Raw genomic sequence first — 12356 nt, 5'->3', positions numbered from 1 at the left:
ACACCGCTACATTTCGAGAAATCAACAGACTGCAGGGAGATGATCTAGGCTCACAGCATCGGTAAACAGCCTCGGGCGCGGTGGCCCGAGGCTTTTGTTGGTTCCCTCAGCCGTGCGCTAGCACTCCCTGCTCGGCGAGCGAGCGGGATGAGGTTGGGTGGCTTACACGCCCCGACCCGGACAGACGCACCAACCTGACCTGCGGCTGGGTTTTGTGAGTCCGGTAATTCGTCGTGTTACCGTCGAGTTTCGCCTTCTCACGCCACGCAATGTTCACTGACGCATTTCGGTCAGCGTGGTCTTGCGCCACGTCACACTCGTCGTTCGTACAGCGGAACCGACCTCCCTGCCGATCCCCACGCTCACCACAGCACGAACACGTCTTCGAGTTATAGTACGCATCCACTGTATCCGTCGGAATCTCTCGCCACGTCGCCTTGTACGAGACGAACTTCTCGAACTTGTGGAACGGCAGTTTGTGCAACCGGCGGTTCATATACGTCCCGTACTGCATTTCCTCGCGGATACCGCTCATATCCTCGAACACGATAACCGGGTTCGAGAACTGCTCTGCGAACTCTACGACAGCACGGGAGAGCCGATGCAACACCCACTCGGTGAATCGTTCTTCCTTGTCACCGAGTTTCCGGTGGATGCTCGTCTTGCCGTGTTCCTGACAGCGAGTAGTGATCGTGTGGTAGCGTTGGCGTTCCTGCTTGACTCGTCCGTAGTCGAGGACGAGCGTGCCCTTCGTCCGCATCGTCTCGCGGTCGAGGGCGGTGAGAGCGATGTTGCGCTCGTTGATGTCCACACCGACAAGCGTGTCGCTGGTGTCGGGTTCGGGCACGTCGAACTCGCGTGTGACCGTGACGTGTAGGTAGTACACGCCATCGCGGTACAGGAGTTCGGCCTGCCCCACATCCACCTCGTCCGACGCGAGAGCGTCTCGAAGTTCGTCCATCGCGTCCGGTTCACCCCGAAGGTGGCCTCTCACCTTCTTGTAGGGTTTCGGGCTGATGCGAAACTGGACGCGGTTCGTGTCGTCGTCAACGGTGAGGCGATAGCCTTCCGTATGCGCCATCACGAGCGGGTACGCACCAGATTTGTCCGTACTCGGCGGCGTCGGCTTGCCGCCATCAGGGTCGTCTTGATTCTCCCACCACTCTTTGAGTGACTGGTAGGAGTCCCACGTCTGAAGGGCTTTGCCGACGACCGCGCACTTGTTGTTCCGCAAGAAGTCGTCGCGGTCAACCTCCTTCTGTATCTCGGTGCGATTGTACCCCTGTTGTTTGAGGTGGATAGTCTCGTTGAAAATTTCGCGTGAGGCAAGGCGGGCGTCGTGAAGCCACGACCGTTCACCAGACGCTATGTGAAGGCGCGTCTGAATCGTTTTCGTGGCTTCTTCACCCATACGTTGACGATCGTTCCAGACTATCATAAATATAGGGAAGAGGGATGGAGGAGTACCGCAGTCACGCACATTCGGTCAGTTCCTGCAAGTATCACTTCGTCTGGTCTCCCAAGTACCGCCACCCGGTTCTCGATGTAGTGGAGGTCGATGTGCGAGAGTTGTTTGCAGAGACTGCCGACCACTTCGAGCACGAAATTCTGGCGTTGGAGATTGCGGACGACCACATACACCTGTTCGTGCAAACAGATTCGAAACACAGTCCAGCGGATATTGCTCGGCAGTTCAAGTCGTACTCAGGAAAACACCTACTGGAACGGTATCCCGAGATTCGGGAGTCGTATTTCTGGGGCGGTGGATTCTGGAAGGTTGGGTACTACGTGGGAACGACGGGAGCGGTGTCGGAGAAAGTGATTGAACGGTATATCGAGGAGACAGAACACTGAGTTGAGTGTCGGGCTTCACCCCCGACCCCGGTGGGTCGGGGAACTCGCCCTCGCAGGTTGTTTAGAACCGAATCCAGAACTTACGCAGACCACTCTAGTCATGGGAGCAGTCAACGCTGTGAGTACGTCCCCGATTAGAAGTCGGCAAGCAGGTCGTCCAGCATCGGTGCGAGCTTATACTTGCGACTGTGCCGCTCCCGAAGCGTTTCGACGTACTCGTGCCAGTCGTCGAGTGTCCCCGCTTCTCGGGCCGCTTTGCCTGCTTTTTCGAGCCAGCGAACGGCGTGGCGGTACTGGTCCGATTTCCCCGCTTCGATGATCGGTTCCGCCTGCGCTTTGCAGGCGTCGATCGCCCACTGCGGTCGGTCCTTGATGGCTGCGTCGACCACTGGCTCGACGACCGAGTGGTGCTCGAATCGGTTCGCGATACTGATGGCCTCGTCGAGGCGGTTCTCGTAGAGGAACACTTCGACGTGATCGCGTGCGGTCGAGGGTCGCTCCGGACGTCGTTGTTCGAGCGACGCGAGCAGTTCCTCGCGAGTCGCTGGCCAGCTGTCACCGGCCACATCTTCGGCGGCCTGATACGCCGTCAACGAGGGGTCGGCGTCGAACGCGGTGATCGCCGCCTGGACTGCACTCTCGTTGTCGCCGTGGTTCGCAGCGAACTCCCGGAGCCACGCGGCCAGTTCCGCTTTCTTCGGACCGTCGTCCGAGAGCCCCTCTCGGGCGACCCGGATCGCATCGGCCGGCCGGTCGCATTCTCCGAGCGTTTGGGCCACGGCGACCGCCACATCCGGTGTCGAGAGATTCTCGACCGCGTATTCGACGGCGTCGTCGACGCGTCCGACCTCGATTAGCTTCGTCGTGTGCTGCTCGGTTTGGTCGGTTGCCTTCGACAGCCGCAAGTATTCGTCCGTACGGCCGTTTCGTTCGAGGACGTCGAGGTACGCGACCGCGACGTCGTCGGCGTACCACGGTCGCCCGTTCTCGTCCTCCCACAGACGTGATGTGTCTTCTGTATCGTCGAGAACACGCTGAAGCCGGTCGTCGTCCCATCCGCGGTCGGCCGCGGCCGCCGCGGCACGAAACGGCGGTTCGCGGGTGTAGCTCGCGAGTTCGTCAGCCCACGTATCGAGTTGCGCTGCCCACGCCTCGCGTTCGTCGTCGGCGAGGTCGGCCGTGAGTACCGCTTCGCTACACGCCGCTCCCAACTCGTCGAGACACTCGAACACCGCGCCCGAGTCGTCGTCCGAGAGACGAAGCCACTCCTCGCCTAGTAACTCTTCGGCGATCGCTTTGAGGACGTCGAGCGCGGCGTCGCCGTCACCGGCTTCGACGAGCGTCCACGCGTCGTCGACGAGATCGGAGAGGTCGTCGACTCGCTGTTCCATGTCTGCGCGGGGATCGGACACCACACCGCTCTGTGAGAAATCCAGGAGGTCACGGACGCGGCGTCGTACCTGCTCGGGATTCAGCGACGCTTGGCTCACTGGTGGTTCCGTCTCGCCCTCCGCGGCCGCGGTCACGCCCTGCTCGGCGAGTCGTTGCTCGACGTCGTCAACGAGCTCGGGCCGGTCGTCAAGCAGGTCGACGAGCACCGTGTACAGTGTCTCCCGGTCGCAATCGGCCAGAAGTTCGGAGACGGGCGGGTGTGTGGTGACTGCGTCGGGGTCGCGAAGAGAGGTGAGCAACACGGCGACGCGGTGTTTGCAGATACCGCCGTGATCGTACGGGCACGAGCACTCGGAGTCGACGATTCCGGAGTCCCCGAGTTCGACCGTCACCTGGTAGGGCTCGTACTGGCTGCCTTCGACCTCGGCACGCAGGGTCTCACCTCGCTTCTCGATGTCCAACACTGCGCCCTGCTCGTAGTAGTTCTCACCGCGGTCGTACGACTGTGACCGCGCGAGCCGTCGCACCGTTGTCTCGGTGAGTGGTGCGTCTCGTCCCATTCCTCGTACTGGGATCGAAGATACGCGATGAGAAAAGGTTGGTCGTACGTCGCTGGGCCGTCTACGGGCGAGGCAAGTGCCTCGGGGCTTGTCCCCGAGGTACTTCACAAGCGGAGCGTCGAAACCATCGACTCGATTTTGCTCTCGGTCGGTTCGCCGTCGAATTCGTAGACGTGGTCACTAACCCCGAACGCGAACCGCTGGTAGGGGACGTTGACGTGTATCCAGCACTCGACGTCGACGTCAGTGGCGGTGTACTCGTCTTCGCCCGTGTTCTCGCCTCGCTTCAGGACGTCCAGGAGGTAGTCTTCGATGGTCCTGGCGCTCGCGATGCCTAAGAGGTGCTCTGCGGCGACGTGTTCGAGGACGTCGGCCGGTGTATCGTAGCCTTCCCCGACGAGATAGAACTCGCCGTTGTACTCGTGGGCTTCGAGACCGACAGTGAGGGCGTATGTTTGCGTCATTCGTCGAGGAGTCCGATGTCTTTCGCAATGAGGTCGGCCAGTTGGTCCGCGACGTCGGGGTCGACTTGGGCCCGTTCCTCGCCGTCGTGAAGACGCTCGTTGTGGCTCTCGATCGTATCGGCGACGGTTGAGAGAGGAACGCGGCTGGTCGTCTCACACGCTTCGCAGTGAATCGGGACCGTCGGTTCGTCGTCGCTCTCGTCGGTCATTGGTGGGTGTTCGCTAAGCGGTCGAACAAAGCTTTCGTCCCGGAGGACGCCGAGGAGTGGTGCGGGTTGGTTCAGGTGAAGCACCTCGGGGACAAGTCCCCAAGACACTCGTCTTGTTCACCTGTAGATCAGCCTCAACCCTCCTGAGTAACGAACGATTACTCTGTGAACCTTTATTAGTCGCCAGCCGATTCTTACCATCGTGACATTTCCCCGGGCTAAGACGATTGATGACCTCTATGAGGAAGTCGCCGGGTACGACCTCGTTGTGGTCCCAGACGCGCCACTGGCAAGCGCGTTGAACCGTCGCATTGATCGGCCACATCTCGGCCCATTTGCCATCACTCCACGTCGTCTCGCTGCGGGTCGCCGAGAGGAGTCCGAGGACCGGCTTGCCTTCCTCGAACTCGTCGACCAGACCGACTTCGACTGGAAACGTGGTGCCTACGCTATCGGGAACATCCTGCAGTGCTGGGAACACCAGGGGCGTCTCGGGGCAATCCTCGACTACGATGCCTACGTCGACGACGCCACGCGCCAGGCCGTCGAGTACATTGCCGACCTCGATACGACGTCCCAGCGGCTGACCGAGTTCCGTATCGACGACGATCAGGATGTTGCAGTCGTCGGCGACGACCAACTAACTCGTCTGGAACGATCGATCCTCCCCGAGGACTACGATACCTACGACACGTTCAGCGGGCAGGAGTTCGACTATCCGCCGTTCCACATCTTCGGCTCGTCGACGGCCATCGTCGACACTGTCGTCGACGCCGTCACCGAAGAAAATGCCGACGACGTCGCGGTCGTGCTTGACCGGGGGAGTGAGTTCTCTGCACTCATCGAGTCGGCCCTCGAAGTCGAAGAGATCCCGTTCTACGGCGGGCCGGGATTCATCGATGACCCCGACCACCGCACGTTTGTCCAGCTCCTCAGGATGGCGCATGGCGGGACCGACACGCGCGTCGCCGAGATACGGCCGCTCTTGGCGCGTCTCGACATCTCGCTCGACGTCGAACACGACGAGAAGCGGCTGTCCGAACTCGAGAACGACGCACTCGACTGGATCGTCGATTTCTGTGAGTGCATCGAGAGCCAAACCTTCGCCGACGCACTCTCTGCGTTCGAAGAACGGGCAGGCTGCCAGCTGAACACGTTCCGCGACGAACTGGCTACACTCGGGATCGACGACACCTTCGCGAGCGAGCGCGCCGTCGACCAACTCGTCTTCTACCTCCAGAGCTACGAGGTGCCCGTCGACCGCGAGAACGAGGGGGTATTGCTTGCCGACGCAAAGTCGGCCGCGTACGTCGACCGCCCGGTCGTCTTCTTCCTCGGGCTCGATGAAGACTGGACACACTCGGCGCCGCGACGGCCCTGGGTCGACCAGGACGCCCAGTATACGCGCAATATCCAGCAGTTTCAGCTCCTCCTCCAGAGTGGGGCAAAGCAATACTACCTCGTACAGGACGCGAAGGGTGGGTCACCAGTGACGCCATGCTTCTACTTCGAGGAACTGCTTGATGTGGAGTTCGAGCGCTTCAGTGACTTGGAGTCGCAGACACATACTCGGCAGTTCGGCCGTGAGAGCCACAGGTTCACGAAGGAATCAGTCGACGCTACCACGACCGAGGTATCGACTATCAGTCAGTCGAGTCTCGGAAGCTACGTCAACTCACCCCGCGATTACTTCTTCGGGAGACTCGTCGATAGCCCGGACAAGGACTACTTCAGGGAAGGGAATCTCTTCCACGACTTCGCGGAGTTCTACGTCAACCATCCCGGCTTCGTTGATGAGGGTATTCTCGAGGAGGTCGTCGAATATATTCTCGACGAGACGCGGCCATTCGTCCGGTCAGTCGATGAGGCGACGCGGCGCACGAAGTATCGTGCTGGGCTGGAGACCATCGTCGCATTCTTCGAGGAGAATACGCCAGTCGACGGTGAGTTCCTGACCACGACAAGCGATTGGGGGGAGAACGTCTTCGCCGAACACTTCGACAGACCGGTCGATTCACCGACTACCGAACGCTGGTTCGAGAACGACGAACTGGGACTGAAAGGGAAGATCGACCTGGTGCACTCGCCGTCGCGGTTGATCGACCACAAAAGTGGGCATCGCAAAAGTGCCTCCCAAGTCGTGAAGCACTCGGCACTCGACCCACCCAGTGACTCGCCGAATTTCCAAGCGCTACTCTACCTCACCCACTGGCGCTCACAGGTCCCCAATCAGGAGTTGGAATTCACGTTCTTCCACTTCTTGGAGACACTCGACGACGTCGTCGCCGGCGAGGTCAATCTAGACGAGACGCTGACGACAGTCTCGTACTACCCGATGCAGTTCGAGGAGTACGCACGCTCGAAGGCGTTTTTCGACGAGCTCGTCGAGGACGGTGCGAACAACTGCCAGAAGACGCTCTCGAAGGTTGACTACGAGGACTACGCCGCAGTATTCGACGAGACAGCCCCTCCGGACACGACCGACAGCGACGAACTCATCGACTCGACGTTCGGCCAGACACTGACTTCACAGATGAAAGCGCATGTGGGCGATTACAAGTACGTCGAGAAGGGCTGCAAGCAGGCGATGCGCCAGCTGACACGCGTTCGCGGGCGGACGTTCTTCGAGGACGACCTTGATGCCTTCGAGGAGTTCATCGACGAACGGCTGACGGAGTTGAATCGTCGGCGCGCTGGTGAGGAACGCTTCCCCGTCGAGGGACTCGGCGGCGAACCGAACTATCGCTACGTGGATAATCGCGACCTGCTCTTGGAGGGAGAGCGATGACGGATCTCGAGCCGAACGAGCAACAACAGAAACTCATCGACAGTACGGACGGCCTCTATCTCGTCGACGCTGGCGCCGGAACGGGCAAGACGTTCACCGTCACGCGTCGCTATGCGAATATCGTCTCGCAAGATGACGTTGCTCCGGATGACGTCTTGTTGGTGACGTTCACCAATAACGCGGCGGCCGAGATGAAAGAGCGCATCATCGGGCACTCCCCGTATGGGATGCGCGAACTCGCTGACGCGCCGATCAAGACGTTCCACTCGCTCTGTCACGACATCCTCGAAGAGCACGGGCATACGGCCCCGACGTATCTCGGCATCGACGACCGCATCACGGGCTCGACCCGCATCGTCGAAGACGAACTCGTCGAGGAGGCGCTGTTCGGGGCGTTCATCGATCGCTTCAGTGACGACCACCCCGAGTACGACGACGTCTTTCGCGCACTCGGCGAGCCGGGTGAGCTCCTCGATGTGCTCAACCAACTGGCCGCGAAGGGTGTCTTCCCCGACGCCGAGGGGTGGTACCGGGACGGCGAACGCCACCTCGATGGTGACTTCGCGGTGTTCAAACAGCAGTTCGACGAGCTGAACGAGCCGCGAAACGGCGGGAGCAAGCAGTCAGTGCTTCGTTCGAAGCTCGGTCGCTACGGGAAGGACAAATGCTACCTGCCGGAGGCACCCGAGAAGTCGGCGATCCGCGGCAGCGGCAAACAGGTCCCGGACGAACTTGCCCAGCGGGTGTTCGACGAAGAGAGAGGCGAACTGAAGCAGTTCGTCCACGACGTCTATCACGAGTATCTCCAGTTTGCGCTGCGGCGCAACTACCTGAACTTCGGGATGCTCCAGTTGTTCGCGTACGTCCTGCTCTGTGAGAACCACTCCCTGCGTGAGGAGGTTGCCTTCGAGTACGTGATGATTGACGAGTTCCAGGACTCGAGCGAGATCCAGTTCAAACTCGCACTCCTGCTCGCGGGCACGAACAACATCTGCGTCGTTGGGGACTGGAAGCAGAGTATCTACAGCTTCCAGTACGCCGATGTCGACAACATCGTCGAGTTTGAGGACCGACTCGATCGGTTCGTCGACCAGCTCAACCGCGACCACGAACGCATCTCGTTCCCGACGAACGACGTGACCACCATCGAACTCGTCGAGAACTACCGCTCCACCCAGGAGATTCTTGATTTCTCCGAACACGGCCTGCGCGTCCCCGCGGCGAAGCGCGACGACGTCGATGTTGAGGCGATCGACGACCGCATTGTCTCACTCGAGTCGAACGCCGACCACGAGAATACCACCATCGAGGCCATCCAGAGCGACGACGAGCAGGAGGCAGTGCTCGCGAAGGTCCAGGAGATCGTCGGGAACGAGGGGTATCGCGTCGAGGACGAAGACGGTGAGTTACGGCTGCCCGAGTACGGCGACATCGCCGTGATGACGCGCACTCGTGACTTCGGTCGCGAGTTGCTCGGGACCGCCGAGGAGTACGGCCTCCCGATGGCCTACGAGGGCGGCATCGAACTCTTCCGGACGGATCAGGCGAAACTTCTGCTCGCCTGGCTGCGAATCCTCGAAGCCGACGCCGAGCGCGGCTGGGCGGTCGTCCTCGAGCGAGCGGGCTATACCCTCGACGAGATTGACGCGATTTTCGACAGTGAGGCGTACCCCGAGGATATGGTCGCGTTCCGTGCGGAACTGGAGGAGATGGAGACGCTCGGCGGCGTGGCGCGGCGCGTGTTCGCTCGCTACGGCTACGACGGGCCGACTGCGGACGTCGTCCTCCACACGATCCAGTCAGTGCATAACGCTACGACACAGACGCGAGGCGACCTAATTCGGTTTATCGAACGCGGCATCGAGGCTGGGAGTACCCACGAGGTGCATGCTGGTGTGGGGACGAACTCGGTGACGGTCCAAACGATTCACGCGACGAAGGGTCTCGAGTACCCGATCGTCATCCTCGCGAACATGAACAGTGGGAGCTTCCCACCCGGTGGCGGTAGTAGTGGCGTGATTACCTACGACGACCCCGTCGGCCTTCGTCAGCGGAAGGTGTACTCGGAGGAGGCCCACGGCATGCCCCACGTCTACGACAACTGGCGGGCGGACGTGCTCGGGAAGTGTGTCCCTCGGAACTACGACGAGGAGCGGCGCCTCCTCTACGTCGCGATTACGCGCGCCGAGAGCCACGTCGTCTTCACGGCGGGCGAGGATCCGAACACCTTCATCGAGGAACTCCCTGTCGACGTCGAATCGGTTACGCCAGCGGTTACAGAGCGTACGCAGGACACGACAGCACAGACAACACTGCAGGTCGAGATGCCGGTCCCGGAGGGGCCGACGGGCCACACCCCACACACGCTCATGCGCGACGACGTCTTCGAAGATGTGGAGGGTGGTCGTGGGGTTGCGTTCGGCACGCAGGTCCACGACTTCGCCGAGGCGTACGCACTCGGGGAGGATGTCTCCCCGTCGAATCGGGACGAAGAGAACGTCGCGCAGTTTCTCGATGGGCTCGATGGCGAGGTGGTGGTCGAGGAGGATGCGTACCTCCCGCTCACGGTCGATGGCGAGCGTGTGACCATCTCGGGCGTCGTCGACCTCGTCCACGTGACGCCGGATCGCGTCGAGATTGTCGACTACAAGACGGACCGTGGTCGGCATGGTGAGGGCGAGTACCGCAAGCAGTTGAGCGTCTACTACCACGTCGCCAGCGAGGTCTATCCGGAGCGGGAGCTCACTGCCAATATACTGTACACCGAGACCGGGACGCGGCGTGAGATAGAGCCGCTCTCACTGGAAGAGATACGGACACTCGTTGCAGAAGCGAGTGCTTGATCAGGTGGTAGGGGCCTTCGAGCGCTTGGTCTTCAGTCGGTGGTGATCTCTATCGGTCCACACCGGAGTTAGTGATCACCGCAGCTTCGGCACGACGATTTCCTCGTCGTGATACTGGAGGAATTCTCGCTCGACCTCGTGGTCGCCGCGAACAGTTAGTACCCGATTGTCGATGGCGTCTTCGTACAAGTGCCGTAACTCGTAGGATTGTGGGTCGACAGCGATCGTCCCGTAGTCGAAGTCGGCGTGGTGATTCGGACACAGTACGAGCAGATTCTCGAGTTCGTCTGGGCCACCCTCTCCGAGTGGGTAGAGGTGGTGGCCCTCGGCGTAGTAGACGTCGACGCCGCGGCGCCGTTGCTCGTCGCATACCTGACAGCGGTAGTCGTACTGTGCCTTGAGTTGGTCGACGAGCTCGGAATTCCGGATGATCCGTGAGACCCGATGTTCGGTACGTGGTGGCTGGTGGACGTCGCGGACGGACTCGGCAGCGTCGACCGTGATGTCGTCGAAGATCGAGTCCTGCCACGCGGCGGCGATTGGACCATCACTGGTCGTCTTCGCGTCGATGTAGGTCTCGACGTCGCCGTAGCGTTCGCGAATCTCGTGGTGGCCCTGGTCGTTGAGTGACTGAAAGCGGACGAGGTGGTCCATTCCGTAGCCTGCCCAGTCGTGGAGTTCCGTACTGTTGATGTCGACCTCACGGACATCGCGCAGGTAGACGAGATACTCCCACTCGCCTGTGCCGTCGTCGGTACCTGGAGATCCGTCGGCCGACCAGAGGTCGCGAGCACGTTCGCGATTCTGTTCGATATCGACGACGGTGGCCGCGTGGGTGTAGCGGTGATTGCCCGTGTAAAAGAGGAGGATGTCGCCGGCCTCCATCTGTGACCACGCACCCGGTTGGCGTGCGCCCCAGACGGCGACGGGTTGGTCGAAGTCCGGAAGGGTGACCGCGCTCTGGACGGTCTTCTGGAGATGGCGATAGCCGCGGGCACTACCACCCTGGCTCGCGGCGGCGAGATAGACCTAGCGGGACATCTCCAAGGGGAGTATGTCGGGTGCCAAAGAAGTATTCCTCGGCGGCTGTCGTTGTGATCGCGTCCAGCGAACGAGTCAGCGAGTGGGTGCTTCTGAGGGGGTGTCGTTAGTCGCCGAGGTGGCCGATATCTTCCGCGACGAGGTCGACCAGTCAATCCGCGACGTCGGAGTCGACGCGGACTTTCTTGTCGCCGATACTGGATAGACCGTTGTGGCCAAGGCGTACATCTTGCACGCCGTTCCAAGCAGTTTTGAAATTCCACTGGAACAGACACCCCAGTATCTGCCCCGATTATTTATCCACCTATCCGTTGAGATGTCTGTATGAGCGGTATCAAGCTTCGAGACGAGACTCTCATCGTCGGACGAGAGCCGAATCAACTCGACGAGCTGGCGATTGAGTTCTCAGAGATTCTCGACCGATTCGACATCGATCACGTCTACATCGCGGGATATGTCTCCATCCTCGCCGGCCGCGCTCGGTCAACGGAAGATGTCGACGTCCTCATCGAGAACATCGACGAAGAGACCGCAGAGGATGTTGCTGAAACGCTGAAGGAAGAGGGGTTCTGGGGTGCAGCAATGCCGCTCTCCTCGATGTACGAGATGCTATCGAACGGTGACAACATCTGGGTCGCGCCCGAGGAACAGGTAACCCCCCATCTCGAAGTGAAGTTCGCACGTGACGAGTTCGACCGTGCGTCCCTCAAGAACGCGATCACTGCTCGCATCGGTGGCGAGACGATTCCGATTGGTCCGTTGGAACTCCAGATCGCCTACAAACTCCATCTTGGTGCCCAGAAGGACCTCGAAGACGCAGTCCACCTCTACACGCTCTTCGAGGAAAGCCTTAGTGTCGCCCGCCTCGAAGAATGGGTGACGCGCCTCGGCGTCGAAGACGAATATGAGCGACTCAAACGTGCCTGATTCCCTCGACGCGAAACACGAGCAGAACCGCCAGGAGCGGATCGAGGCGGTCAAGCGCTGGGTGGAGTACATCAAGTCAGAGCCGCCGGAGAAGTGGGGGCCACAGCAAAATATCGTCGTCAACGATCAACTTGAGGCCGCACAGAGTGTGCAAACGTCGGCGGCACACCAACAGCACGTAAAAGACGTCGCCAAAGAGATTGCTGAAGCACGGGACGATTCTGAGGAGAGTTCGGAGTAACATCCCCCCCAGCCTGAAGGCGGGGGAAGGCAGCGTG

The 12356-nt window shown here is 60.6% G+C and carries 10 protein-coding genes; 5 read left to right on the top strand and 5 right to left on the bottom strand.

The features are described from left to right. Positions 1 to 106: 106 nt before the first annotated feature. Positions 107 to 1411, bottom strand: a complete 1305-nt coding sequence (locus P0Y33_RS01930) for a transposase (RefSeq protein ID WP_279528890.1) — start codon at positions 1409 to 1411, stop codon at positions 107 to 109. 44 nt (positions 1412 to 1455) lie between these two features. Between P0Y33_RS01930 and tnpA the strand changes: the two genes are divergently transcribed. Then, positions 1456 to 1854: an IS200/IS605 family transposase gene (gene tnpA, locus P0Y33_RS01925; protein WP_279528889.1), complete on the top strand. Its 399-nt coding sequence runs from the start codon at positions 1456 to 1458 to the stop codon at positions 1852 to 1854. A gap of 134 nt (positions 1855 to 1988) precedes the next feature. Here tnpA and P0Y33_RS01920 read toward each other — a convergent pair whose 3' ends face one another. From P0Y33_RS01920 to P0Y33_RS01910, 3 genes are all read right to left on the bottom strand, one after another. Beyond that, positions 1989 to 3806, bottom strand: coding sequence for an SWIM zinc finger family protein (locus P0Y33_RS01920; protein WP_279528888.1), 1818 nt, complete (start codon positions 3804 to 3806; stop codon positions 1989 to 1991). Positions 3807 to 3910: 104 nt separating this feature from the next. Then, positions 3911 to 4270, bottom strand: coding sequence for a hypothetical protein (locus P0Y33_RS01915; protein ID WP_279528887.1), 360 nt, complete (start codon positions 4268 to 4270; stop codon positions 3911 to 3913). Next, positions 4267 to 4479, bottom strand: coding sequence for a hypothetical protein (locus P0Y33_RS01910; RefSeq protein WP_279528886.1), 213 nt, complete (start codon positions 4477 to 4479; stop codon positions 4267 to 4269). The genes P0Y33_RS01915 and P0Y33_RS01910 overlap by 4 nt, the downstream gene beginning before the upstream one ends. Positions 4480 to 4681: 202 nt before the next feature. On the opposite strand from P0Y33_RS01910, the gene P0Y33_RS01905 reads away from it, so the two are divergent. Together P0Y33_RS01905 and P0Y33_RS01900 are read left to right on the top strand one after the other, a co-directional pair. Continuing rightward, positions 4682 to 7267, top strand: a complete 2586-nt coding sequence (locus tag P0Y33_RS01905) for a PD-(D/E)XK nuclease family protein (protein WP_279528885.1) — start codon at positions 4682 to 4684, stop codon at positions 7265 to 7267. Beyond that, the gene (locus P0Y33_RS01900; protein WP_279528884.1) at positions 7264 to 10110 is read left to right on the top strand and encodes a UvrD-helicase domain-containing protein; all 2847 of its coding nucleotides are present in this window, start codon (positions 7264 to 7266) and stop codon (positions 10108 to 10110) included. Before P0Y33_RS01905 ends, P0Y33_RS01900 begins: the two co-directional genes overlap by 4 nt. Positions 10111 to 10185: 75 nt before the next feature. Here the strand turns inward: P0Y33_RS01900 and P0Y33_RS01895 are convergent, their stop codons facing one another. Beyond that, a complete protein-coding gene (locus P0Y33_RS01895; protein ID WP_279528883.1) occupies positions 10186 to 10995 on the bottom strand; it encodes an HNH endonuclease in 810 nt (269 codons plus the stop codon). Positions 10996 to 11475: 480 nt separating this feature from the next. Here P0Y33_RS01895 and P0Y33_RS01890 point away from each other — a divergent pair, with 480 nt between their 5' ends. Together P0Y33_RS01890 and P0Y33_RS01885 are read left to right on the top strand one after the other, a co-directional pair. After that, entirely contained in the window at positions 11476 to 12078 is a 603-nt protein-coding gene (locus tag P0Y33_RS01890; RefSeq protein WP_279528882.1) for a hypothetical protein, read from the top strand. Next, positions 12056 to 12319, top strand: a complete 264-nt coding sequence (locus P0Y33_RS01885) for a hypothetical protein (protein WP_279528881.1) — start codon at positions 12056 to 12058, stop codon at positions 12317 to 12319. Before P0Y33_RS01890 ends, P0Y33_RS01885 begins: the two co-directional genes overlap by 23 nt. Positions 12320 to 12356 lie beyond the last annotated feature (37 nt).

The organism is Halospeciosus flavus (assembly GCF_029814175.1).
Classification (GTDB): domain Archaea; phylum Halobacteriota; class Halobacteria; order Halobacteriales; family Halobacteriaceae; genus Halospeciosus; species Halospeciosus flavus.
The sequence above is the reverse complement of the archived record's forward strand: the minus strand, read 5'-3'. Positions and strand labels throughout refer to the sequence as shown.

Coding starts and splice junctions, on each gene's coding strand:
- P0Y33_RS01885 (WP_279528881.1), top strand. CDS start 12,056: ATGAGCGACTCAAACGTGCCTGATTCCCTCGACGCGAAACACGAGCAG.
- P0Y33_RS01910 (WP_279528886.1), bottom strand. CDS start 4,479: ATGACCGACGAGAGCGACGACGAACCGACGGTCCCGATTCACTGCGAA.
- P0Y33_RS01920 (WP_279528888.1), bottom strand. CDS start 3,806: ATGGGACGAGACGCACCACTCACCGAGACAACGGTGCGACGGCTCGCG.
- tnpA (WP_279528889.1), top strand. CDS start 1,456: ATGGAGGAGTACCGCAGTCACGCACATTCGGTCAGTTCCTGCAAGTAT.
- P0Y33_RS01900 (WP_279528884.1), top strand. CDS start 7,264: ATGACGGATCTCGAGCCGAACGAGCAACAACAGAAACTCATCGACAGT.
- P0Y33_RS01895 (WP_279528883.1), bottom strand. CDS start 10,995: ATGGAGGCCGGCGACATCCTCCTCTTTTACACGGGCAATCACCGCTAC.
- P0Y33_RS01890 (WP_279528882.1), top strand. CDS start 11,476: ATGAGCGGTATCAAGCTTCGAGACGAGACTCTCATCGTCGGACGAGAG.
- P0Y33_RS01930 (WP_279528890.1), bottom strand. CDS start 1,411: ATGGGTGAAGAAGCCACGAAAACGATTCAGACGCGCCTTCACATAGCG.
- P0Y33_RS01915 (WP_279528887.1), bottom strand. CDS start 4,270: ATGACGCAAACATACGCCCTCACTGTCGGTCTCGAAGCCCACGAGTAC.